The 23,563-nt window shown below is 40.6% G+C and carries 22 protein-coding genes; 6 read left to right on the forward strand and 16 right to left on the reverse strand.

Annotation, left to right across the window (positions count from 1 at the left end; all coding sequences use genetic code 11):
* Positions 1 to 72 precede the first annotated feature (72 nt).
* The gene (locus BMX30_RS01555; protein WP_090740510.1) at positions 73 to 1,191 is read left to right on the forward strand and encodes an AbrB family transcriptional regulator; all 1,119 of its coding nucleotides are present in this window, start codon (positions 73 to 75) and stop codon (positions 1,189 to 1,191) included.
* A gap of 122 nt (positions 1,192 to 1,313) precedes the next feature.
* Here the strand turns inward: BMX30_RS01555 and BMX30_RS01560 are convergent, their stop codons facing one another.
* Together BMX30_RS01560 and BMX30_RS01565 are read right to left on the reverse strand one after the other, a co-directional pair.
* The gene (locus tag BMX30_RS01560; RefSeq protein WP_090740511.1) at positions 1,314 to 2,954 is read right to left on the reverse strand and encodes a catalase; all 1,641 of its coding nucleotides are present in this window, start codon (positions 2,952 to 2,954) and stop codon (positions 1,314 to 1,316) included.
* 368 nt (positions 2,955 to 3,322) lie between these two features.
* Positions 3,323 to 4,252, reverse strand: coding sequence for a dipeptidase (locus BMX30_RS01565; protein WP_090740512.1), 930 nt, complete (start codon positions 4,250 to 4,252; stop codon positions 3,323 to 3,325).
* A 263-nt stretch (positions 4,253 to 4,515) separates the two neighbouring features.
* Here BMX30_RS01565 and BMX30_RS23345 point away from each other — a divergent pair, with 263 nt between their 5' ends.
* Positions 4,516 to 4,668: a hypothetical protein gene (locus BMX30_RS23345; RefSeq protein WP_170843760.1), complete on the forward strand. Its 153-nt coding sequence runs from the start codon at positions 4,516 to 4,518 to the stop codon at positions 4,666 to 4,668.
* Between the two features lie 188 nt (positions 4,669 to 4,856).
* Here the strand turns inward: BMX30_RS23345 and treP are convergent, their stop codons facing one another.
* The 4 genes from treP to BMX30_RS01585 form a co-directional block, all read right to left on the reverse strand.
* Positions 4,857 to 6,293, reverse strand: a complete 1,437-nt coding sequence (gene treP / locus BMX30_RS01570) for a PTS system trehalose-specific EIIBC component (RefSeq protein ID WP_090740513.1) — start codon at positions 6,291 to 6,293, stop codon at positions 4,857 to 4,859.
* Between the two features lie 368 nt (positions 6,294 to 6,661).
* Positions 6,662 to 7,360 carry a thermonuclease family protein gene (locus BMX30_RS01575; protein WP_090740515.1) on the reverse strand — a complete coding sequence of 233 codons (699 nt, stop codon included), beginning with the start codon at positions 7,358 to 7,360 and terminating at the stop codon, positions 6,662 to 6,664.
* Between the two features lie 86 nt (positions 7,361 to 7,446).
* Positions 7,447 to 8,088, reverse strand: coding sequence for a response regulator (locus tag BMX30_RS01580; RefSeq protein WP_090740517.1), 642 nt, complete (start codon positions 8,086 to 8,088; stop codon positions 7,447 to 7,449).
* Positions 8,089 to 8,100: 12 nt separating this feature from the next.
* On the reverse strand, positions 8,101 to 9,210 hold the full coding sequence (locus BMX30_RS01585) for a GAF domain-containing sensor histidine kinase (protein ID WP_090740519.1): 1,110 nt from the start codon (positions 9,208 to 9,210) through the stop codon (positions 8,101 to 8,103).
* Positions 9,211 to 9,422: 212 nt separating this feature from the next.
* Between BMX30_RS01585 and BMX30_RS23350 the strand changes: the two genes are divergently transcribed.
* The gene (locus BMX30_RS23350) at positions 9,423 to 9,584 is read left to right on the forward strand and encodes a hypothetical protein (RefSeq protein ID WP_170843761.1); all 162 of its coding nucleotides are present in this window, start codon (positions 9,423 to 9,425) and stop codon (positions 9,582 to 9,584) included.
* A gap of 121 nt (positions 9,585 to 9,705) precedes the next feature.
* On the opposite strand, the gene BMX30_RS01590 is transcribed toward BMX30_RS23350, so the two are convergent.
* From BMX30_RS01590 to BMX30_RS01610, 5 genes are all read right to left on the reverse strand, one after another.
* Entirely contained in the window at positions 9,706 to 10,296 is a 591-nt protein-coding gene (locus BMX30_RS01590) for a molybdopterin-dependent oxidoreductase (protein WP_090740521.1), read from the reverse strand.
* Positions 10,297 to 10,518: 222 nt separating this feature from the next.
* Positions 10,519 to 10,872 (reverse strand): VOC family protein, encoded by a 354-nt coding sequence (locus tag BMX30_RS01595; RefSeq protein WP_090740523.1) that lies wholly within the window; start codon positions 10,870 to 10,872, stop codon positions 10,519 to 10,521.
* Between the two features lie 11 nt (positions 10,873 to 10,883).
* On the reverse strand, positions 10,884 to 11,915 hold the full coding sequence (locus BMX30_RS01600; protein ID WP_090740525.1) for an S-adenosylmethionine:tRNA ribosyltransferase-isomerase: 1,032 nt from the start codon (positions 11,913 to 11,915) through the stop codon (positions 10,884 to 10,886).
* A complete protein-coding gene (locus tag BMX30_RS01605; protein WP_090740881.1) occupies positions 11,893 to 12,636 on the reverse strand; it encodes an SDR family NAD(P)-dependent oxidoreductase in 744 nt (247 codons plus the stop codon). Before BMX30_RS01605 ends, BMX30_RS01600 begins: the two co-directional genes overlap by 23 nt.
* A 263-nt stretch (positions 12,637 to 12,899) precedes the next feature.
* On the reverse strand, positions 12,900 to 14,555 hold the full coding sequence (locus BMX30_RS01610) for an AMP-binding protein (RefSeq protein ID WP_090740527.1): 1,656 nt from the start codon (positions 14,553 to 14,555) through the stop codon (positions 12,900 to 12,902).
* A gap of 189 nt (positions 14,556 to 14,744) precedes the next feature.
* Between BMX30_RS01610 and BMX30_RS01615 the strand changes: the two genes are divergently transcribed.
* Entirely contained in the window at positions 14,745 to 15,578 is an 834-nt protein-coding gene (locus BMX30_RS01615) for an oxidoreductase (protein WP_090740529.1), read from the forward strand.
* A 678-nt stretch (positions 15,579 to 16,256) separates the two neighbouring features.
* On the opposite strand, the gene BMX30_RS01620 is transcribed toward BMX30_RS01615, so the two are convergent.
* From BMX30_RS01620 to BMX30_RS01645, 5 genes are all read right to left on the reverse strand, one after another.
* Entirely contained in the window at positions 16,257 to 16,856 is a 600-nt protein-coding gene (locus BMX30_RS01620) for a response regulator transcription factor (RefSeq protein WP_090740531.1), read from the reverse strand.
* Positions 16,853 to 17,992, reverse strand: coding sequence for a sensor histidine kinase (locus BMX30_RS01625; protein ID WP_090740533.1), 1,140 nt, complete (start codon positions 17,990 to 17,992; stop codon positions 16,853 to 16,855). Before BMX30_RS01625 ends, BMX30_RS01620 begins: the two co-directional genes overlap by 4 nt.
* A gap of 113 nt (positions 17,993 to 18,105) precedes the next feature.
* Positions 18,106 to 19,137 (reverse strand): Delta(5) desaturase DesA, encoded by a 1,032-nt coding sequence (gene desA, locus BMX30_RS01630; RefSeq protein WP_090740534.1) that lies wholly within the window; start codon positions 19,135 to 19,137, stop codon positions 18,106 to 18,108.
* A gap of 790 nt (positions 19,138 to 19,927) precedes the next feature.
* Positions 19,928 to 20,365, reverse strand: coding sequence for an SRPBCC family protein (locus BMX30_RS01640; RefSeq protein WP_090740538.1), 438 nt, complete (start codon positions 20,363 to 20,365; stop codon positions 19,928 to 19,930).
* Between the two features lie 81 nt (positions 20,366 to 20,446).
* Entirely contained in the window at positions 20,447 to 21,781 is a 1,335-nt protein-coding gene (locus BMX30_RS01645) for a sodium-dependent transporter (RefSeq protein WP_090740540.1), read from the reverse strand.
* A gap of 210 nt (positions 21,782 to 21,991) precedes the next feature.
* On the opposite strand from BMX30_RS01645, the gene BMX30_RS01650 reads away from it, so the two are divergent.
* Together BMX30_RS01650 and BMX30_RS01655 are read left to right on the forward strand one after the other, a co-directional pair.
* Positions 21,992 to 22,420, forward strand: coding sequence for a cell wall hydrolase (locus tag BMX30_RS01650; RefSeq protein ID WP_090740542.1), 429 nt, complete (start codon positions 21,992 to 21,994; stop codon positions 22,418 to 22,420).
* A 170-nt stretch (positions 22,421 to 22,590) separates the two neighbouring features.
* On the forward strand, positions 22,591 to 23,496 hold the full coding sequence (locus tag BMX30_RS01655; RefSeq protein ID WP_090740544.1) for an AEC family transporter: 906 nt from the start codon (positions 22,591 to 22,593) through the stop codon (positions 23,494 to 23,496).
* The last annotated feature ends 67 nt before the right edge of the window (positions 23,497 to 23,563 follow it).

Here is a 23,563-nt window from a genome sequence, read left to right on the forward strand (position 1 = left end):
TGAAAGACTATTTATCTTATATACTGTAGAATACATAACATAATGGAATTATCTTGATAAAGAAGGGGTCGAATGAACAGATTTTGGAATCGCGCAAATAAAAACACGCAGTACTTAACTGCTCTGGTTGCAGCCTTTTTCGGGGGCCTCCTCTTCTCCCTCATCGGTACTCCAGTCCCTTGGCTCCTTGGACCAATCATGGCAACAATGGTGGCATCGCGCTTTAAAAAGGTTCAGTTGAGCTGGTCCCCGCTTGTTAGGAATACCGGACTGATGATTATCGGCTATTCTTTTGGGTTGGCCCTTACGAAAAAAGCTCTCATCGAAATAAGTGAAAAATTGCCCTCAATGCTTGGTTTGACGGTTCTATTGATCCTTTTCTGTGCAGGAATTGCTTATTTGGTCTCAAAATTAACGGGAGTCGATTACCCGACCGTATTAACAGGAAGCATCCCTGGTGGTTTATCGCAAATGATTTTATTTGCTGAAGAACATAAAGGCATTGATCTTACAACAGTTAGCTTTTTACAGGTCGCGCGTCTGTTAATGATTGTCTTTACAGTTCCTTTCATTATGTTGATCGGTCCCTTTTCAGATTCAACTAACTTAAATGTGGAATTCACAGAAGTAACAACTTTTTCCGGTCCATTCCTTCCCAATGCCCTTATTTATATGGGTCTCTGTATACTGATGTCCTTCATTGGTCAAAAAGTTCATGCACCTACCCCATTTTTATTGGGCCCAATTATTGCAACAGCGTTGCTGAATCTTACAAGTGTTCAGGCTCCATTTTTACCTACCTGGATTCTAGATGTGTCGCAACTAATGATTGGTGGCTATATTGGACTGTTGTTAAAACCAGAGGGGTTAAAGTCAAAGGCAAAAATGATTACACTTGCGTTAATTAGCGGAGTATTTATGATTTTGGGCAGCATGGTTTTAAGTGGAATCTTAATCTATCAATATGGTGTCTCCTTCTCAACTAGTTTCCTAAGCCTTGCTCCCGGAGGCATGGATCAAATGGGGATTCTTGCTCACGAAACAAATGCCAATGTTTCAATGGTAACCGGTTATCAAATTTTTCGCCTCTTATTCATTTTCTTTGTTGTCCCTCCGTTCTTAAGATGGATATTTCTTAAAAAGAAGAACAATACATCTGAAGAAGAAAACGTAAAATCAAGTGCAGAGTAAGGCGATAATCACGATAACGTTAAATAGCCAAAAAAACAGGCCGTGATGAGCCTGTTTTTTTGCTGGAAACGATCCTGTTTGTTTTTGTAGAGGGTCTTAACTTGCACGGGAATGAATTATTATTAATATGGGTCTGCTTCATGGCTTTTCTTAACAGCATCTTTTGTTGCTTCATTCGCAGCTAATGAACCTTGTCCATATTTTGATTGCCCTGATTCACGGCCTGGAACCTGTCCGGTTTTCATTTCTTTCATCTCTATCATTTTCATTTCGATGCCTTTCTTCACACGACGACCATAATCTTCATCAGCTTTTGTGAAGTGTTCAATCATAGCTTCCTGAATTTTTATATTACATGCTGCTAGTGCTTCAGATAGGTTTTTAATTAACTCATCGCGCTCCCAATCTTCAAGGCTTCGGTATGTGTCCCCTGCTTGACCATAGTTGTTAGGGCGGTCAATTGGCGCACTCATTGCCGCTGCATTGTATGTCGGTTGATGCGGTGCGCGGCCTTCTGTATTCGCTTCTTTAAAGCCCCCAAGCATGGATGGCTCATAGTTGATATGTGGATTATCTCCTGATTCTTTCGGGTCACGCACGTCCATTTGTCCGCGTTGCTGATTTGTCCGCACAGGGGATTTTGGCGCATTCACAGGTAATTTTAGATAATTTGCTCCTACACGATAGCGCTGTGTATCTGAGTAGGAGAATGTGCGACCTTGCAGCATTTTATCATCCGAAAAGTCCATCCCATCAACAAGAACTCCTGTACCAAAAGCAGCTTGCTCAATCTCTGCATGAAAATCCACTGGATTACGATCAAGGACCATCCGCCCCACAGGCAACCATGGGAACTTATCTTCTGGCCAGAGTTTCGTATCATCAAGCGGATCGAAATCAAGCTCGGGATGGTAATCATCCTCCATGATTTGTACAAAGAGCTCCCATTCTGGATAATCTCCGTTCTCAATCGCTTCATACAAGTCTTGTGTGGCATGACCTACGTTTTTCGCTTGAATTTCATTCGCTTCTTCTTGTGTTAAATTACGAATCCCTTGTTTTGGCTCCCAGTGATATTTCACTAACACTGCCTCGCCCTTTGCATTCACCCACTTATATGTGTTCACACCAGAACCTTGCATATGCCGATATGTAGCTGGAATACCCCATGGAGAGAAGAGGAAGGTAATCATATGTGTCGCCTCTGGTGTACGAGAAACGAAATCAAACATACGCTCAGGGTTTGGCACGTTAGAAACTGGGTCTGCCTTAAACGCATGAATCATATCCGGAAACTTCATCGCATCACGAATAAAGAAAATTTTTAGGTTGTTCCCCACAAGATCCCAGTTGCCATCTTCCGTATACATTTTTACCGCAAAACCACGAGGGTCGCGTGCGGTTTCTGGTGAATCCTTTGCTCCTGCTACGGTAGAGAAACGAACCATTAATGGTGTTTTCTTCCCAGCACCGGAGAAAACTTTCGCGCGCGTATACTTTTCTACCGGCTCCTCTCCTACTTTTCCATACGTTTCAAAATATCCAAATGCTCCCGACCCACGTGCATGTACGACACGCTCTGGAACTTCTTCCCGATCAAAATGGGAAATCTTTTCAATGAAGTGGTAATTTTCAAGAGTAGCTGGACCGCGATTACCAATCGTACGAATGTTTTGATTATCTGATACAGGGTGACCCTGACGAGTTGTTAGTGTTTTATCATCCTGTTCGTTGGTACCATTCATATCTTTGTTTTCTGCCAAAAAGATAACCTCCTCAAAATAATTACTTCAATATTTTTACCTCTACTGGTTAAATTATACAGGTGCGGATGCAAGGTAATCGTAAACAGTCTCCTAAAGCAAACGATTAGGAGGAATCTCCATTAACCTAATCTAAGGTAAATTTTACCCCATACTAATTTGTCCGTTGTTCACTAGAATATTCCAATTAAAATCTAAATCTTTTTAAGCTAAGTTAGTGCCGTTGTTAACGCACATTAGTATAAGTCTGGTCTGGGAGTTTGCTAAATGAGCTAAGTACAAAAAATGACACTCAAAAAATCATGAGTACCATTTTCTGTTTCTAGTATTAAAGTAGATACTGCATTGATTTAAAAAGTCTTGCTTGGTTACTTCGTTGGTCGGTGGTCTAAAAAGTTCTGATAAGCAAACCCTCTGACCTGCTCTTCTGAAAAATGCTTCAGTAGTTCATTGATCAAGTCCTGGTATTTCCCTGCATGCTCAAGACCTTTCACATGTGAAGAGATTCCGTCAAAGTCAGAACCTAATCCAATCTGCTTTTCCCCACCTAAGGAACAAAAATAATCAATATGTTTCACTACATCCTGAATTGTTGCATTCCCATCTTCGGTCACAAATTGCGGCGCAAACACTACGTGTAGCATCCCGTTGTTTTGAAAGAGGGCTCTGGCTTGGTTTCCATACAAATTCCGAGGATGATTGCATAGGTGGCGCGCATTCGAATGGCTAGCAATTGGGTAACGAGCCGTTTCCATTACATCCCAGAACGCTTTTTCACATAAATGCGAGACATCCGTTAAAATTTGATGTTGGTTGTTAAACTCAACAATTTCTCTTCCGAAAAGAGTCAGGCCCGCCCCTCGAGGCTCTCCTGCCCCATCAGCAGCCAAATTCGCGTTATTCCATGTCAGCCCGACTGAACGGACACCAAGTTGGTATAGAATATGTAGTTTACTTATGTCGTTGCCGATAGCATCAACACCCTCAAGAGTGAGCATCGCCCCAATCTGCTCCGCCCCCAAGCGATCAAAGTCATTCCAGTCTCTAATATGGAACATATCAGGATTCTTCCCTAATACCTCCCGATAAAATAAATCGATTTGTCCAAGTGCCGCATCAAATTTCTGGTCTTGTTTAATATCAGGATCAATAAAGATGGCAAAGCATTGGACAGCAACGTCACCAGACTTTAAACGTACCTTGTTGGCATCAAGTTCAGGGGCATCTAAAAAACGCCATTCCCCTTTTGATTCTTGGAGTTTTAATAAAGCATCACAATGTAGATCGATGATTTTCAATTCTTTCACCCTCTAAAATAATTTTAACCAGATAACTAAGATTCCGTCTTTGCCTATTTTACCATGTATCCATAGATTCCTCTTAAACAGCCTATTCGTGTTTAGCCCCGTGTATATGCGAACTAAATATTTTTAATATTTAGACTAATGAGCAAAAAGATTGATAATTACCCTAACGCTGTAATAAAATAAAGAGTATAAAATGAATACCCATTCATTTTGGATTTTAATACCAAAAACTAAAAAACAGTGAGGTAATTACAATGCTAATAGTGAAATCTTTTTTCTTATCTGAAATAGAACGGTTTAAATTGGAAGAATTAATTCTAAGTACGGAAAAAGGTGTTTCTGAAGCAGATCTTCACAAATTAGATGATCGTGAATTAAAGGAATGGGCTGATAAATGCCGGAAGTAGGAGCTTATCTTTTTATGATGAGCTTCTTTTATTGTGTTTCAGTGCTCTTGATTTAGAAAAAAGGTTCTAAATTTTAATGAACCAGAAATGGAATTTTGCTTGCCGCTAGGAAGCGGTCTTTCTCATTCTGTAAGATTGATTCATAAAAAATGGGAGAAGCACTTCAAAGCTTCCCCCATTTTTTTACATTAAACAGTTCGTTTTTTTCCAAACTTGATTTTTCCGAAATTCATCCTATGAAACAGTATTGTTAATATAATTGGAACAGTAAAAGCAACCAACATCGCAAGTGCAAATGTACCCATATGCTGTGCTTGAATGGAGAGAATTCCTGGTAATCCACCGACACCAATTGAATTTGCCATTACCCCATTCCCTACTGAAACTACGGCTGCCAATAATGATCCGCACATCGCTGCTAAAAATGGAAATCCGTATTTTAGATTGATCCCGAACATAGCCGGTTCGGTTACACCCAAGTAACAAGAAATAGTTGCCGGGATGGACACTTGTTTTTCTTCTTCATTTTTACGATTAATGTATATCATCGCTAGAACAGCAGACCCCTGGGCAATATTTGATAACGCAATCATTGGCCATAGGTTTGTTCCACCAAGCTCACTCATTAACTGCAAGTCGATTGCATTGGTCATATGATGTAAACCGGTAATAACAAGGGGTGCATAGATGAATCCGAATACGGCTGCAAATAGCCAGCCAAAAGCCGAAGTTAAACCAGAGTACACGACATCTGAAACCCAAGCCCCGATTTGCCAGCCAATCGGACCAAGAAGCGTATGAGCAAGCAATACGGTTGGAACTAGTGATAAAAAAGGAACAACTATCATTGAAATCGAATTTGGTATTACTTTACGTAGCTGTTTCTCTAAGTAGGAAAAGACCAATCCTGCCAAAATCGCTGGAATGACTTGGGCTTGATAGCCAATCATTTGAACCTTAGCGAACCCAAAATCCCAATGCGGAATCTCTTCGGCTCCTGCCACCCCATACGCGTTTAGTAGCTGCGGCGAAACAAGTGTAATCCCCAAGACGATTCCGAGGATTTGAGACGCCCCCATTTTTCTAGCAACGGCCCAGGTGATGCCGACAGGCAAAAAATGAAAGATGGCTTCACCTATGAGCCAGAGGAACGCATGTACACCAGCCCAAAATTGCGAAGACTCCACAATCGTTCTTGTTCCATCGTCTACTAATTTAATATCCCCAATGACATTTCGGAAACCCAAAATGAGACCCCCAACCACAAGTGCTGGAATCAATGGGGTAAAAATATCTGCTAAGTGAGAGATTGCCCTTTGTATGAAATTCATGTTTTGTTTGGCGGCTTCCTTCGCTTCATCCTTTGAGGTATCACTGACACCAGCCATTTTGACAAATTCGTTGTAGAAGGACGAAACTTCATTCCCGATAATTACTTGAAACTGTCCTGCTTGTGTAAAGGTACCTTTCACGAGTTTGATTTTCTCAATTTCCTCGACATTCGCTTTTGCTGAGTCTTTCAATACAAACCTCATCCGTGTGACACAATGTGTGACGACAGAAATGTTTTCACTCCCGCCTATGTGTGTCAGAAGCTGTTCTGCTGGTTCTTTGAATTTACTCATTTTGTTCCTCCTTACCTTTGGAATGCTTAAATGGTTTTAATAGTGGAGTCATTCCATTTAGTTTTGAATTAGCTTACCGGTCCGAAACGTATGTAAATATAAGTTTAAAAAGGCCCAATTAACATGGGAAAAATGCAACTAATTTTAGCATTCCCTTCAAAGTCTTTTTTATAAAAGTAATTCGCTATATCAACATCTTGGTGGTTTTGTAGCAAATGAAAGGGAACCCCTTATAAGTGAGGTTCCCTTTTGTATCATAAAACTTTTCATATCATTTTACGAAAGACTCTAGTATAGCAACCCAAAGGTAGGATCATTTTAAAATCAATAATAATAACGGTCAGTTTTTTGCAATATCCTCAAATTTTTTATCTTTTTGCAGGTCGATACCCTGCCGCTTCAGCTTCACCTTCACTGCAGAACCAAACAATATTATGCTCATTAACGGCATCATAATGTGCACCGCTCGGTAAATGATAGATCTTTGAATTTGTATTTCCTTTTATCTGGCCCTTACATTCGGAATTTCCTGGCGATGTCAATTCTTCTTTCTCGGTAGTTCCTGTGTTATAGCCGTCTTCTTGGGCATAGTTTTCGATGCTCCAGATACCTACTCCGGCTGCTTGCGCTTTTTTCTGAACGCTGTTGAATTGATCGACGTACTTTGTGTTCGGTGGAAAAACAGCTACTCTTGCATAGCCTTTTTCAATTAATAATTCATTAAAAAGCGTGTCACCTAACCAAACATACGCTAGCAAGCGACCGTATTGATCTCGCTCTTCAACATCCATTTCAAGAACGACCTCCTTGCCTGTCAACTTGGAGGTTGTAAATTCTGAAGCTTCTTTTCCAAATGGCTGAACTCCAAGCCTTGGATGCTTCGTCTCCGGAGTATCTATTAGCGTCATCCGGACTCTTTCTTCACTGCCATCTTTTAGTTTTACCTTAATCGTGTCCCCATCCGTTACCGAGAGAACCTTCGCTGTAAGCCCATCTGTAGCATTAGAAGAACACCCTGTTATGATCAAAGAAATGAAGATCACCAACACAAATAGATACTTTCTCATTGTTGTTGCACTCCTTAAAGAAAACTTAAGAGCCCGTTAGCTATTTTATCACATGACTTGATATAGCAAGTTTAGGAGGTTACACCTTACTCTACTAATTTATTTTTCACGGCATAGAGGGCGGCCTGGGTACGATCAGCAACTTCTAGCTTGGCCAAGAGATTTGAGACATGGGTTTTGACCGTTTTCTCAGTAATAAACAAGGCAGACGCGATTTCTTTATTGCTTCTTCCCTTGGCAATCTCACGCAAAACCTCTAACTCTCGTTTCGTTAACTCTTCAAATCGTTTTTTATCCTGATTGCCCTTTGTAGACAGATTCGCGAGCAAATGGGAGGTTGCCTTTGGGTGAAGTAGATTTTCACCCTCCATCACCTTTTTAATTGCGCTGACAAGATCGTCGGGTTGAATGTCTTTCAATTGATAACCTGAAGCACCAGCTTCAAGCGCAGGAATGACATGATCCTGATCCGAAAAACTCGTCAAAATGATGATTTTCATCTCCGGATGATGCTCTTTAATGAGTTTTGTCGCTTCTATTCCGTCCATTTCTGGCATCACCAGGTCCATTAGAATAACATCTGGTTTTAGTGATTTTGCAAGTTGAACCGCTTCCTTGCCGTTCCCTGCCTCGCCTATCACTTCTAAATTCTGTTGAGTACGAAGGAAAAAGACCAGCCCCCTTCTCACTACATGGTGATCGTCGGCAATCAATACGCGTATCCCCATTGTATCTCCCTCCTATATTGGAATATGTATTTCAATCTTTGTGCCACTCCCTGGAGCACTTGTTAAACAGAAGCTACCATCCAAAGCTTCTGTGCGAGCTTTCATATTTTTTAAGCCTAATGAAGGGATTTCAAGATTGGGATCATAGTTGAAGCCACAGCCTTTATCCTCGATGATCATTAAAACGGATTCTTTGCTGAAGTGAAACATTAGCGCAACCTCTGATGTCTGAGCATGTTTTTTACAATTGGCGAGGGCTTCCTGTCCAATACGCCATAATGCTTCCTCCACCCTCCCCGATAAGCAAACGACCCCGTTTAGCTTTATATCAACCGCTAGACCAAGCATGTCAGCATAACCGGTTAAGGAACTGATAATTCCGTTCTCCAAACCCTGTGGACGCATTTGCCAGATTAACGCCTTCATTTCACCGAGGGCCTCTTGAGCTAAATCCTGAAGATAGCTAAACGTTTGTTTGACTTCTTTTTCCTCGGACATTTCTACTCCTGCTCGTGCGGTTAAGCTAAGTGAAAATAACAATTGGTTAACGGAATCATGCAAATCCCTTGCTAGACGATTTCGTTCGGCAATTAGCGCCGTCTCTTGTTCTCGCTGGGTTAATTTGATTCGTTTTAGTGACGTGCCAATTTGGAAAGCAATTGCCTCTAGTAACGCGAGTTCCTCTGGTTGGAAATGTGCCTTATTAGGAGAACCGACGTTTAATAGTCCAAATCGTTCGTCCCCTGCCCCCAATGGAACAGTGGCGTGGTGGGTTAAGTCACATGTTTTTCCGGCTTTTTCAGCGACTGCGTCTTCAATTCGTTTGCATTCAATGATATTCGAAGCCTTGGTTAGTTTGCGTTTGTGGTACCGATTCACACACCAGCAATCCCCTTGGCACATGCGGTGATGATTGTTACTCGTTAAGGCTGGTGGCAGTGATTCATGAGCAACCAGCTGATGATTTCCTCTTTCATCAATCAAAAAGATCCAGCCAGTATGTAGTCCAGTGACATTTAGCAGCTTCGTTAATACCTCTGATAGAACGACCTTCATGTCTGTTCCTTCATTTAATAGTTCAGCAATTTCTTTTAAAATCGCAATCTCGTTATACCTAGACATCCAGACCCCTCCATATTAAGGATTCTTTTATCATTATACCGCGTTCATTGGGTAACGACTTCACAAAAATGATGGAGTCTCATCTAAGACTTTGGATGTAGAAGAGCAAAGGATAAATATCCTCCCACAGGCGTAGTGAGAATCATCCTTTCGCTTAATGGATTTTTCTTCCAAACAAAATATACTTAGCCTAGAACAAGGAGGAGATTAGAATGGATCTGAATTTATTTGAATTAGAATATATGATGCATGCTAAAAAAACTAAGTTAGAGAAAAATATAGTCATTAAAGAGGTATATAAACAGAATAAGGATAATGATGAAAATAGAAAGAAATATTCTGTTCGAGTGTTAGGTTTGGAGTTTCGAATATAAAAGCCAAGATTATTATAGACGAGGGGTTTTGAAGTGTGCAAAAAACAAAACAATAGGAATGTGAGAATGGATGAAGAACCAAGGCCTCACTTTCCTATTGCCAGTATCTTTTTTAGAGTAACTATCGGTAACGCTCTTCTTTAAAGGGATTGGCGGTCATCGAGTAGCCCATTTCTTCCCAAAATCCGGCTTCATCCTCTTTCATGAAGCGAATACCTGAAGCCCATTTCGTTCCTTTCCACAAATAGAAGCTCTCAGGTGGAATGAAGCGAACCGGAAATCCATGTTTTGGATCGAGGTCTTGCCAATCATGGTGGTCATCCTTCCATCGATAGACAAATAAGGAATCCTCACCTTGTAGGGCTTCTAGTGGCAAATTAGCACTATAACCAAACCGATCGCCTTCATAGTAGCCGTAGATTTGAACGTACTTTACATCCTCCTCTAGTTCAACCAACTTCACTAGGTCACGAAGAGCAATTCCCTCAAAAGTTGTCCCGAATTTGGACCAGGTTGTCACACAATGCATATTGACCGTCTGAACCGTTTTCGGTAATTGCATGAATTCTTTGTAGGTTAGCGTAACCATGTCCTTTACATCGCCAAACAGCTGAAAGTCCCATGTTTGCTCATTAAACTGATAGATGTCTCCAACGTGAAGAATTGGCCACTTTTCCGTTTCAAATTGACCGGGTGGTAGCTTTTTATCCATTCCATTCATCCTTTCGACGATTCATGCTTTCCTTCCTTTATAATAGATGGTCTTAAAAAGTAGATTCAAGTTGTTTCAAGATTTTATTATGAATAAAGGCAAGGTTGTGTTAAGCAAGTGTGTTGATTTCCGGTCAAATCAACGGTATTAAAAACCAACAATGCTCACAGCAAAAAAAGCTGACTTCCTACTAACAAATAGGATTGGCAGCTTTTTGAGTTTCTATTTACCGGGATTGATTTGCAGAAATTCAATGACCTCATGATCAGGTCCTTCACAAAATAAAGTTCTCCAGCCATTCTCAAGTTGGTATGGCCCTTCAAGTATGGGAATGTCCTTCATTACCTTGGTTAAATCGGCTGCCACAAAACATAGATGGCCCCCGCGGCTATTGCCATCGTACGCTTTAGCTTGGTTCGAGATCAATTCGAGTCTACACTCCCCTAAGGTTAGAAAAACGATTTCCTCCCCCATGAATTCCAAGGTTTGCTCGATTTGAAAGCCTAGATGGGTTTGATAGAAAGCGATGCTAGCTTTCAGATTTCTTACCTCTAAGGAATAATGGTGAATTTCCATTTAAATCTCCCCTATAGAATCAAATTCATATCACCAAATTCATGCCAGAAATACTTCTGCTCGAGAGCCTGATGATAAGCTGAAAACAGTGTATCCTCTTTTACAAAGGCAGTGAGCATATCAAGATGACTTGCTTTTGGTTCGTGAAATCCTGTGATAATCCCATCTACCAATTTTAAGGAAAATTCACGGTGAATATATAAATTCGTCCATCCAGAAAGTACCCCTGTTTTGGCCGCAGACTCCAATGCTCGGACAACGGTTGTACCCACGGCAATCACTCTCCCCCCAGTAGCTTTTGTCTGTTGAATCCGATCCATGGTCATGGCTGAGACGGAATACTCTTCGTAATTATCTTCAGGAGAATGGACATACTTATCATCAAGCAGATAGCTTAATCCGGTATGAAGTTGGATATAATCAAGCTGGATGCCCTTTTGTTGTAGCTTGAATAATAGCTCCCAACTGAAGGCTCTTCCTGCCGACGGCATTTTTACCGAACCGGGTTGGCTAGCGAAGACGGTTTGGTAATAGTCCAAATCCCATGGCTCATCAATATATTCATAGCGCACCGGTTCTCCGAGCGAATAAATGATATTCAAAAGCTCGAATCCTTTTTGAGAAAACAGAATCGTTTTGAGGGGTGTATCACTGTTTTCGTTGGTCACGACAGCATTTAGTTCCGGTGAAAACTCAAGAATATCGCCTAGCTTGCTTGAACCGGCAACAATTAATGCTTCCCACCTCGCGTCATCGATTCTTCTCGCCAATCGAACTTCAATCATCGCCGATAAAATCATTTCATTTCTTTTTAAACTTGCCCTTAAAATTGCTGGTAAGGTTCGGCTATTATTTAAAATCACTAGGTCTCCTGGGAGTAGGCAATCTGGAAGTTCGTTGAATCGTTTATGTTTAACATTCCCGGTCTCCTTATTCAGTGTCATCATCCGCACATGATCTCTTCTTACTCCTCGCCTTTCAGGAGGGTGGGTCGCATTTAATTCCTGCGGCAACTCAAACTCAAATGCGCTTGCTACTGTCATCTTCCGCCACCTCCTTAAAGCCTTGAGCCTCAAAGCGCTGCCCGTTAACTCCCACCGAGGCTTCTGATGCTAAGTAAAGGAATACTTCTACAACGTCCTGCGGTTTAGCCAATGGATAATCACAATCCGGAACGGCTAAAGCATGCATTTCTGTATCCATTTCACCGGGGTCTACCATGTTGATGCGAATATTCGTCTCGCTCAACTCATCTGCCCACGTTTCCGTGAGTCCTTCAACGGCAAACTTGGATATTCCATACGCTCCCCAGCCGCCATAGCCAATATGACCAGCTTCTGACGTTACATTAATAATGGATCCTTCGTTTCGTTGCAACATTCCTGGAAGCACTCTTCTTGTCATTAAAAATGGTGATACTGCATTCACCCGAATAACCTCAGCATAATCCTCAGCTGGATAATCGAGCAGCAACGGCATCGGACTCGGCCCCAATATCGAAGCATTGTTGACCAACACATCGATTCTCCCGTATGCTTCTTCTGCCATCGCGACAAACCGTTCGACATCCCGTGAATGCGATAAATCAGCAGTAACGGCTAGCACTTCTCCGCCAAAAGCTTCAACCTCTGTTTTGACTTGGAGGAGGAGAGCTTCCGTCCTCGCGCAAATCGCCAAGGATGCTCCCTCCCGTGCAAAGGCAAGTGTTAGTGCTCTCCCTAAACCTTTGGATGCTCCTGTAATCATCACAACTTTATTTTTCATTGAGTTCATTTTGTATCTCCCCTTAGCCATTTTTCCTTATGTATTTAGCTTATCGGTTTTTGGCATAATCTTCCTCGTAAAAAAGAGGCAACTTTATCTACAACTTTAGGAGGAGAAACAAAAAATCCTGACCTAGGCGGGAAAAATCCCGTGTCTAGAGTCAGGCTTTAAAAGGCCATTATTCTATTATCGATGTGGCACTTAGGAGTCCCGGAAAAGTGTACTTATCTGCATCGCCTACCAATCTAATAAACTAGGGGCTTTTATTTTTCTTTTAACAATCTTCGAAGCACTTTGCCTGAACTTGTCGCCGGAAGAGATTCAATAAACTCAATAAATCTTGGATATTTATAGGCCGCCATATGTTCCTTTGCCCACTCAATCATATCTGCCTCGCTGACCCTTCCCTTTTGGTCAGGCTTTAAGACAACAAACGCTTTGACGCTTTCCCCTCTGACAGGATCCGGAACACCGATTGCGGCACTTTGTAAGATTGCAGGGTGTTCATTCAACAAGGCTTCTACGTCCTCCGGAAACACACTGTAACCGGAGCATTTAATCATTTCTTTTAACCTGCCGTGGAAATATAAGTAGCCGTCCTCATCTAGGCTACCGATATCACCTGTATGAACCCAGCCGTCACGCAAGGTTTCGGCAGTTGCATCGGACCGGTTTAAATACCCTTTGAAAACACCAGGATTTGTTATAACAATCTCACCTTTTTCACCGGGCAGAACTCCTTCGCCGGTTTCAGGGTTTACTATTTTCACCTCGGTATCAAAGGTTGGAATTCCGCAGCTTCCCCATTTGATCTGGTCTGCTGGCATAAATGTATCACATGTGTGGGTTTCGCTTAATCCGTAAGCAGCTTCATACAACAGACATCCATCCGTCAAAGCTTTCCATTGCTCCGCTAACTGCTCAGTTACCGGAATACCAAAGCTTGTGGCCATATTCCGTCGCAACGACGTTAAGTTTCTTTTGTCAATTCCCGGCGTATGTAAAATCGCTACATTCATCGGGGCCACACTATACCAAACCGTCACCTGATACTTTTCAATCGCTTCAATGGCTGCAGCAGGATCAAATCTTGTCAAGAGAACACTGGTACACCCGCTATAAACAGGGGTATTGACACCCATGACCATGCCCGCAATATGACAAAGCGGAGCAACTGCTAGTGAGAGATCATCCTCTTTGACTTCATTCGCCTGAACTGTTGCTGCGGTTTTAAATAGAGCACTAATAAATGGAAGCATAGCTGCTTTCGGGCGTCCAGTTGTTCCGGACGTAAACACCATCAGACCTATATCATGATTTATGTCGATATCTACTTTCCCCATAAACGGCTCATGCTCTCTTAATAAAGCTACAAAATCAATGGTATCTTCGAAATACCGTTTCTCCGCTTTAACCTCATCAGGGACCGGTAGGGTTGGAACAATCGGTAGAAAGTCAGCATAATTCGTCGTAACAATAAACTCGATCGAGGATGTATTTTTAGAAGCATTATGAAGTTGATTGTACAATTCTTGCCCGGATATAACGCCTTTCACCTTAGCCTCGTTGAGCAAGTATTCTAGCTCGGCTTCTTTGTACATTGGGTTCAAGGGGACAACCGTAGCCCCTAAGCGCTGAATCCCATAATGGGCAATGATGTATTGTGGGCAGTTTTGTAAAAATAACGCGATACAATCGCCCTTTTCTACTCCTCTACTAGCTAAAAAAGCGGCAAAGCGGTCGACATACTCATCTACTTGGCTCCATGTAATTTCATTTCCATAAAACGAATAGGCTACTTTATTAGGCATTTCCAGGGCATTGTTTTTCACGTACTCATGCAATGGTTTTTTACCTAAACGATATTCCAAAGTGCTTGGAACATTAGTTGGCCAGTAATTTGATACAGATTTACTCATGAACATACTCCTCCTTTAATTGACTGAAAACGGTTTCATCAAACTTTAGGTTTATCACATCGTTTTTTCTCTCCTAATTACTCATTATACATAATTACGAAAATTCAGTCTATTTTCCTTATATAAATTCATAGTAGTTTTATCTGATACATATTAAAATAAGGACAAAGGTGTGAAAAGGAGAAAACTATGTCTCAAAAAACAGCAATCGTAACAGGTTCTTCTAGTGGTTTTGGATTATTAATCGTGTTAGCGTTAGCAAAAAAAGGATTCCACGTGATTGCTACCATGCGTGATCCCAGTAAAGCTTCTTTACTTTTAGAAGAGGCACAGAAACTAAATGTAGTGGAGCGCATTCGAGTTGAACCACTAGATGTCACCATGAAAGAGTCCATTACAAATTTCAAATTGGTATTAGCCGAATTGTCTTCAATTGATGTGCTCGTAAATAATGCGGGAAAAGCGATGGGTGGATTTTGCGAGGAACTTTCTGTTGAGGACTATCGCGAGCAATTTGAAACAAATTTCTTTGGCGTCATTGCTGTCACTCAAGCCGTCCTCCCTTTTATGCGGGGTCAGGGAAGTGGAAGAATCATTAACATCAGTAGTATTAGTGGCAGAGTTGGCTTTCCGGGATTATCGCCATATACTGCCTCAAAACATGCGCTAGAAGGTTTTAGTGAAAGCCTTCGGCTAGAAGTAAAGCCTTTTGGTATCGATGTGGTGCTCATTGAACCCGGTTCATACAAAACGAATATATGGACAGGCATGGACCAGGTTGATACAAAAGAGCAATCTCCTTATTATTCTTTTATGAGGAGTTTGAAAAAGCAAATTGAGAGTGAGAAGCCCAATCATGGAGACCCAGAAGCTGTAGCAAGTCTCGTCGCGCAAGTAGCTTCCCAAAAAAATACACCAGATTTGCGTTATCCAATTGGAAAGGGAGTCAAGACGAATATCCACTTAAAGAACCTACTTCCGTGGAAAACACTTGAATCAATTATATTAAAAAAACTGCTATGATATATATATGGGGTTTAATACAATACATGGCAAATCCGTCCTGAATTTCGAACCCCCTTTAACAAGGTGTCATAAGTTTTGTCGGCATGAAAATTCGCATGCTAATTGATGTGCTAGTGGTCTGAGAGGCAGAAGAATGAAGCAGATCTCCTTTCTTATCCTTAATTGAGACCTCTGATTGTTTAAATAAGGGGAGATTTTCCCGTTAACCTTCAGAATAGGGCTAGGTTCGGAGGATATAAGGGGAGTTTTTCCCGTTACGGCAAAGCAAAATGGTTCATTTTCATGGTTCTGGAGTAAATAGGGGGAATCTTTCCCCCTATTTACTCCATTTTTCGTGCTTTTTACATAATAAGAGGAATTTCTCCCCTTATTTAGTGGCATACTTGATGGCAATTCTTGAAGACTTGGTAATCGCTAACTGGTGCTTATCTTGGGATAAAAATGCTTGGAGCATATATCTCCAAGCATTTTTCTTTTCTGATTCCCTTGAAAAATAGTTTTTTAATTTTGTACGAATTACTATACGGAAAAGCAATGTTTATTCCTATTTTGTACATCAAAACCGAACCAGTTAATAAAAGAGGCCTACCCTTTCCCACATGAAGAGAAAGGTGCAGGCCTCTTTTACGCAACTATACTAGATAAGTGACTCTATGAATTCTGTAGCGTGTTCTCTTACTTAAACCAGCCCTTTTCTTTTGACTGACGAATCGCTTCAATCCGGTTGGTGACCTCAAGTTTATCAAGAATGGTAGAGATGTAATTTCGAACAGTTCCAGCTGTAATCGTTAATTCCGAGGCAATATCCTTTGTATTTTTCCCATCAGCTACTAAGCCAAGAACTTCCATTTCCCTTTCTGTTAAAGGGTTCTCCTCACTATAAAGATCGTCCATGAGTTCGGGAGCATATTCCCGACGACCGGCAATGACGCTGCGAATGGAGTCGGCTAATTCCTCACTAGGACTGTCCTTTAATAAATATCCTTTCACACCGGCTTTTAAGGCTCTCTGAAAATAACCACTACGGGCAAACGTCGTTAAGATAATGACCTTACAGTCCAACGATTTTAATTCTTCAGCCGCTTCAAGTCCAGTCTTTTCTGGCATTTCAATATCCATTATACAGATATCTGGCTGAAGCTTTTTGACTAGTTCGATCGCTTCTTCCCCATTGCTCGCCTGCCCTACTACTTCCATATCATCCTCCAAGCTAAGTAAGGACCCCAAGGCTCCTAGTAACATTCGCTGATCTTCAGCGATTACGATGCGAATCATTCTACCCCCTCCTTTTGAGATTGCTTGAGCACTCTTGGTATTTTTATAATCAGAATTGTTCCATTGGCGCTCTGGATTTCTAAGCTACCATTCACAAACTCTAGTCGTTCTCTCATTCCACTTAAACCGCTACCTTTTGAAAAATGGTCTTCAATTACTTCACCCACCCCATTATCTCTGATCTCTAGAGTGATTTCTTTTTGGGTTTGCTCTATGGATACAGTGCATGTGGAGGCGTTACTATGCTTAACTACATTTGTGACGGCCTCTTTTAAGCACATGCTGAGAATATTTTCAGTAAGTGGCGGGACGTTCTTTATCGGCATTTCTGCGTTCAGTTCGAATTCAATTTCTGCGGCTTTAAGAATTTGCTGCACACGATGGAGTTCCTCTTTTATGCGAATTCCACGCATTTCCGAGACCATTTTCCGAACCTCGTTCAAGGCAGTTCGCGATGTACGTTGAACATCCTTCAATTCTGCGCGAGCTTTCTCAGGATCTTTATAGACCAATTTACTTGCAAGATCACTTTTTAAGCCGATAAGCGAAAGTTTTTGTCCTAAAGTATCGTGGAGATCCCGGGCAATTCGCTGTCGCTCCTCCGCTTTCACTAATTCAGCAATTCGTTTATTGGCGTCTTCTAGTTTTTCCTCGAGCCGGTCACGAACAATTTTATTACGGATACTTAGTGGTAAGAGAATGATGCTAATCCATACGATAATGACAAAGGGGAGTTGCATTAAGACGAGTCCCTCTTTTAGGATGAGCTCAAAATTTATTGCGATTGACATAGTGACTAGATGAATAAAATACAGGACAAAGAATGGAATTTTCCCTTGTATTCGTCCAATAAAGTAAGCAATGAAAAAGGCGAAATAGACATAACTAAAGACCAGAGTTGATGCAATGGAAATACCTATTAGAATCGTAGTCCACAAATAAATCGGCCATGATTTTGAAATAAAGGCGAAACGATAAACTAGAAAGAATGTTAACGTTAAAATAATCCCAATAACCTTTTCCACTGTTGAATGAGATTGTGAAAATATAAAATAAAACGGCAAAATACCGAGAATAGTCCATATGTAAGGAGAAATCCCAGTCGTTTTTAGTAGGTTCCAATACTGTTTAAACATTTCGCACCCTCATACCTTCCCTTGTTCTCTATATTTTACCATATTGAACGAGTATGGTTTAAAAAATAGACTCTCCTGCAGTTTACAAGGAGAGTCGTCATGTTTTTATGCTATTAGATTTCTGGTTCAGCCTCGACATTTACACGGCGTTTCGCGACCTTTTTAAGGTGGTTAAAGCCAACAAATTTTCTGCTCTCTTCATCCCAAAGACGGAATTTAAGGGAACTCAAGCTAGTTGCAAGGGTAATCGTTGGCACATTTTGAAGTGGCTCGGTATTCTCATGTACCTTTTCAAGTTTATAGTTCGGTACTCTTGGACTTAAATGGTGGACATGATGATATCCAATATTTCCAGTTAGCCATTGTAGAACTTTCGGAAGCTTGTAAAAAGAACTTCCCTCCACAGCTGCCTTCACATATTCCCAATGCTCATCTTCCTCGAAGTAAGAATCCTCAAAGGTATGCTGAATATAGAACAACCATATTCCTAATGCCCCTGAAATCATAAAAATAGGTCCTTGAACTAAAAGGAAACTCTGCCAGCCGATAGCTAAGCATAGTAAACCAATAACCAATACAAGCATTATATTTGTAAAATACGTATTCATGCGCTCTTTACGTCTTGCGCCTTTGTGATTAAAGCGGTTTTCAATGCCAAACACATAAATAGGTCCTAAGACAAACATAACAAGTGGATTCCGGTACATCCGATATTTGACTTTCGTCCAAAATGGGGCTTCCAAATACTCTTCGACTGTGAGCATCCACAAATCCCCAGTACCCCGTTTGTCTAGGTTGCTACTCGTTGCATGGTGAATCGCATGGTCATGGCCCCACTTTTCAAATGGGAATAGCGTTAAAATCCCGGTAATCGTTCCGAGGATGCGATTGGCTTTCCGACTTTTGAAGAAGGAATAGTGGGTACAGTCATGAAAAATGATAAACGTTCGGACTAGAAAGCCCGCTGCAATGACACTGATTCCAAGAGTGAGAAAATAAGAAATCGATAGGCTTTTATAGGCCAAAAACCATAGTAAGATAAACGGCCCCAATGTATTGATAATCTGAAGTATGCTATTTTGCAATTCGGATTTTTCATAAGGGGCAACCTGCTTCCTTAAAGCTTTTTGGTTTTGATCTTTCATTATTACAATTTCCCCTTCCGTAATGTTGTTAATGTAATTATAAAAAAGGAAAAAAACCATTGTAAGTACCAGGTGTCATATTTCATATATGATAAATGTCATGTTTGTCCAAACTTTTTGCTCACTACTCCCTTCAACCCATTGCAAACTCTATATTTAGCTGAGGTTTATTTTTCGTTTTAATTCGGTAAAAGTTCATCATTTTTTAATAAAACTTAGTTAATTGTATGACAACTAATCTTATATAAATAGCCTCCTTATACCGGTATTTTCTTATATACTTCATTCCTATATTAGAAAGAGGGGAAAGAAATGCTAGCAAACCGCAGATAAAGAGCAAAAATCTACTCGGTTCCCTATTCCAAACGAGGTTAGTGATGAACGAAGTCGTCTGCTTTATTTTGGATAGCTCGCCAACAAATGATTCATTAAAACCACTTTTAGCTGATCGTGCATTCCAATCACTATGTGAGATTAGTGAAATTGCAAGGGACCCCTCCATAGCTATTGATTCTCTACTTAGAGAGAAAGAAGGATGCATACACGAAGAAAATAATTGATGATCAAGCTTATTTCCTCAACCAGCACTTCGCAAAGTGGGCTCCTACCTTTTGTGATATAGGTTATATAACTCAATAAATCCCCTTTATCAATGTACAGCAAGGTTATTAAAGGAATACATTGAGTTGGAGCAGGAAATAGCGAACTTTTGGGCCAAGCAATGGAGATCAATAATTATAAATAAAATCAAAAAAGACAGCCTTTTAGCGGCTGTCTTTTTGGAAACTCATCATTGGACATCTTCACTTGTTTTTTCAAGATACTTATATAGTTTTTTGATTAAATTGCTCCAACCTACATCCATATTTTCGTGGACGACGGTATGGGCAGAGCGAAATTCCGTTACTTTATCTGCATCCCACCCCGAATGAGTGACGGTGAACTCTGTTAAATCTTCTAAATCTTTTAACTCAAAAGTCACAAGCCAATCTTTTCCCCATGTAAAAGAAAGGTGATGTGGTGGCGACACTTTTTTCACATAGCAAGGTGAGACCCCAAATTGTCCACGGTTTAATTCAAACTTATGGCCTTCTACAGGTTCAAAGTCATTTAACATAAACCAGGAATCAAGCCCCTTAGAAGTCGCAACAGCCTCCCACACTTGATCAATTGAAGCAGCAATAAAAGCCTTTTTTTGAAGGTCGGGTAAGACGACTTTATTTTGCATCTAATTCCCCCATTCTCTTGGCAGAGTGTTCATTGATTTATACCTATGCAAAAAGGGCCGCCATTAAGACAGCCCTTTATATTAAATTAATCCAATCGACTGAAGAAAGACAACGGTAATGGCAATCGGCGCAACATAACGAATCGAAAAATACCAAATATCAAAAAAGAAGCCCATTCCATTCGAACCTAATAATAATTCTTCCTTTACTAACTTGCGCGGCAATCGATATCCCACAAATAGAGAGATAAACAGAGCTCCAAGTGGCAATCCAATATTGCTGACTAGAAAATCTGCTGCATCAAAGATGGATTTACCAAAAATCTGTACATCGGAGAAAACGCCGAATGAGAGCGCGCTCGGTACACCGACGAGGAAAATGAGGATTCCACTAATCCAAGCGATTTTTACACGTTTTTCTTTCTCATCTTTCACCAATGCAGCGACAACGATTTCCAGAATGGAAAATGCTGATGTTAATGTTGCGAATAAAAGCAAGACGAGAAAAATGAAAAGGAACAATCCGCCAAAAGCCAATTCATTGAAAACCGCTGGCAAGACAACAAATACAAGGCCTGGGCCATGACCTGGTTCAAACCCTAGTGCAAACACAGCTGGGAAGATAACGATACCTGCTAAGAAGCATATTAAGATATTTAACCCAGCAACTGAGAAAGCAGATTTAACGATGTTCTCTGATTTCCCTAAATAAGAAGCATAAGTAACCATGACTGAGATCCCAACGCTTAGGGTGAAAAATGCTTGTCCTAATGCGAGCAAAATGGTTTCCGGCGTCATCGCTGAAAAGTCTGGCTTGAGTAAAAATTCGACCCCAGCAGCTGCCCCTTCCAATGTTAACGATCGAATCGCAAGTACAACGAATAATAGAAACAATGCAGGCATCATGTATTTGCTTGCACGTTCAATTCCCTTTTGAACCCCGCCTTTAACGACCATAATCGTCATGATGATAAAAATAAATTGGCAGATCACTACTTCAAGTGGATTTGCGATGATGTCAGTAAATAATTGTCCATAGTCAGCATTCGATAGTGAACCTGTGACACTTCTTCCTAAATAAGATAGAATCCATCCTCCCACCACACTATAAAACGAAAGGAGAATAAACGAGAAAACTACACCTGCCGTTCCAAGCAAATGCCACTTCGTTCCTGGTGCCAACTTCCGATAAGCCGTAATGGCATCCTTTTGGGTGTTCCTTCCAATTAAAAATTCGGCGATTAAAATTGGAGCCCCTACAAACACAGTTAATAAAATAAATAAAAGAAAAAAGATGGCTCCCCCATTTGTTCCTGCCATATATGGAAACTTCCAGATGGCCCCTAATCCGATAGCAGAACCTGCTGCCGCAAGGATAAAGCCTAGTTTGGAAGTCCATTGTTCATGTGTCTTCATAAAAAAACTCCTTTTGCGATTTCTAGCTGATATTTCTCAATATTACTATTTTTTCTGATAAAATCAACGATTTTTTCTTAAGGTATTTAACTGTCGGCTTTCAATCTAAGTATTTCGAACACATTAGGCAGAATAGGAGCGTAACCTTTGTCTAAGTGGTAACATCTAATGTCTTTAGGCAATAAGATAGGGTATAGTGGAGGTGGGCTTATGGCCGTTGTAAAGCATACTGAGGCAGATATTGATCTGTTAGCACGATTACTAAGAGCGGAAGCCGAAGGTGAAGGTCAACTTGGCATGATGCATGTTGGTGCTGTAGGAATTAATCGAATTAGAGGAAATTGCTCCGATTTCAAAGGAATTAAAACCATTCCCCAAATGGTATACCAGGAACATGCCTTTGAAGCAACTCAAAAAGGGTATTTTTATCAAAGAGCACGTGAAGTAGATAAAAAGCTCGCGCGGAAAGCGGTAAGAGGGCATCGAGATTGGCCAGCAAAATATAGTCTTTGGTACTTCAGACCAACTGGCGATTGTCCGCCAACATGGTACAATCAGCCTCTTGTCGGTCGCTATAAGCTCCATTGCTTCTTTGAGCCTAGAGCTGGAGAGTGTGATAACATCTATAGTACGTATTAATCATTGGCCTGTTTCCCAAAAGGGATGCAGGTTTTTTTTGCTAAGGACACCTATATTCTTCTTTTGATGTTATAATAATATAATTGTTTTCAGAGAGTGGTAGTTTGGTGTCTTCCAACTACTAAAAATATTTTTCAATACTTTTGCAATCAGCTTAGAGGAGTTTTCATATGAACCAGGAATTTTTAAATATATTACTATTAATCGGTGTTGGATATTTATTTAAAAGACTTAATCTTTTAAAAGAATCTGATGGTGAGGTTTTATCCAGAATTATTTTTAATATTACTTTACCTGCACTCATCATTGTATCTCTTAACTCCGTCGTAATCGAACCATCACTAATCCTCCTTCCTTTTATTGTTGTCAGCTACGGTTTAATATCGGTATTGCTTGCCTACTTTATGTTTAAAAAGGAAGAAAAGGAACTCAAAGGGACCTTTATGATGCTTTCTACTGGGTACAATGTCGGCTTGTTTGCCTTCCCGCTAGTTGAAGCAATCTGGGGAATTGAAGGGCTTTTATATTTCGGAATGTTTGATGCCGGCAATGCCTTCCTCGTTTTCGGGGTTTCCTATATTCTCGGAAGTTATTATTCTAAACAGGGATTAAGCCTTAACCCTCTTGGGATTGTAAAGAAATTTAGCAAATCGATCCCGTTTATGAGTTATATTGTCATGACCGTTCTAAATTTCAGTCATATCAAACTGCCGACAGAATTGATTGATGTTGCATCGGTCATCTCTAAAGCGAATATGCCCCTATCGTTGATTGTTTTGGGGCTATATATGAACTTCACCTTTGAGAAGAAATATATTCGTCCGATTATCAAATACTTGCTTTTCCGTTACGGTTTCGGGCTACTTTTTGGATTAGGTTTTTATTTCCTCCTACCGGTCGATCAAATGTTCAGACTGACGATCTTAATTGGGTTTCTGCTTCCAATTGGACTTGCAGTCATTCCTTATTCTCATGAGTTTAAATATACGACCACTCGTTTAATTGGGACAGTCTCGAATATATGTATTGTTATTAGCATCATAATTTTATACTTTATAGCAAATTATATAATATAAAAAAGGCTGCCTCTTATTTAAGGGGGCAGCCATTTCTAATTTTAAAGGAATATCGTTCCTTCCGTCA

The sequence above is a fragment of the Mesobacillus persicus genome, from assembly GCF_900109925.1.
Taxonomy (GTDB): Bacteria; Bacillota; Bacilli; order Bacillales; family Cytobacillaceae; genus Mesobacillus_B; species Mesobacillus_B persicus.

Coding starts and splice junctions, on each gene's coding strand:
- BMX30_RS01605 (WP_090740881.1), bottom strand. CDS start 12,636: ATGAAAAATAAAGTTGTGATGATTACAGGAGCATCCAAAGGTTTAGGG.
- BMX30_RS01615 (WP_090740529.1), top strand. CDS start 14,745: ATGTCTCAAAAAACAGCAATCGTAACAGGTTCTTCTAGTGGTTTTGGA.
- treP (WP_090740513.1), bottom strand. CDS start 6,293: ATGAGTAAATTCAAAGAACCAGCAGAACAGCTTCTGACACACATAGGC.
- BMX30_RS01650 (WP_090740542.1), top strand. CDS start 21,992: ATGGCCGTTGTAAAGCATACTGAGGCAGATATTGATCTGTTAGCACGA.
- BMX30_RS01575 (WP_090740515.1), bottom strand. CDS start 7,360: ATGAGAAAGTATCTATTTGTGTTGGTGATCTTCATTTCTTTGATCATA.
- BMX30_RS01645 (WP_090740540.1), bottom strand. CDS start 21,781: ATGAAGACACATGAACAATGGACTTCCAAACTAGGCTTTATCCTTGCG.
- BMX30_RS01610 (WP_090740527.1), bottom strand. CDS start 14,555: ATGAGTAAATCTGTATCAAATTACTGGCCAACTAATGTTCCAAGCACT.
- BMX30_RS01640 (WP_090740538.1), bottom strand. CDS start 20,365: ATGCAAAATAAAGTCGTCTTACCCGACCTTCAAAAAAAGGCTTTTATT.
- BMX30_RS01590 (WP_090740521.1), bottom strand. CDS start 10,296: ATGGATAAAAAGCTACCACCCGGTCAATTTGAAACGGAAAAGTGGCCA.
- BMX30_RS01625 (WP_090740533.1), bottom strand. CDS start 17,992: ATGTTTAAACAGTATTGGAACCTACTAAAAACGACTGGGATTTCTCCT.
- BMX30_RS01580 (WP_090740517.1), bottom strand. CDS start 8,088: ATGGGGATACGCGTATTGATTGCCGACGATCACCATGTAGTGAGAAGG.
- BMX30_RS01620 (WP_090740531.1), bottom strand. CDS start 16,856: ATGATTCGCATCGTAATCGCTGAAGATCAGCGAATGTTACTAGGAGCC.
- BMX30_RS23345 (WP_170843760.1), top strand. CDS start 4,516: ATGCTAATAGTGAAATCTTTTTTCTTATCTGAAATAGAACGGTTTAAA.
- desA (WP_090740534.1), bottom strand. CDS start 19,137: ATGAAAGATCAAAACCAAAAAGCTTTAAGGAAGCAGGTTGCCCCTTAT.
- BMX30_RS01655 (WP_090740544.1), top strand. CDS start 22,591: ATGAACCAGGAATTTTTAAATATATTACTATTAATCGGTGTTGGATAT.
- BMX30_RS01595 (WP_090740523.1), bottom strand. CDS start 10,872: ATGGAAATTCACCATTATTCCTTAGAGGTAAGAAATCTGAAAGCTAGC.
- BMX30_RS01600 (WP_090740525.1), bottom strand. CDS start 11,915: ATGACAGTAGCAAGCGCATTTGAGTTTGAGTTGCCGCAGGAATTAAAT.
- BMX30_RS01585 (WP_090740519.1), bottom strand. CDS start 9,210: ATGTCTAGGTATAACGAGATTGCGATTTTAAAAGAAATTGCTGAACTA.
- BMX30_RS23350 (WP_170843761.1), top strand. CDS start 9,423: ATGGATCTGAATTTATTTGAATTAGAATATATGATGCATGCTAAAAAA.
- BMX30_RS01555 (WP_090740510.1), top strand. CDS start 73: ATGAACAGATTTTGGAATCGCGCAAATAAAAACACGCAGTACTTAACT.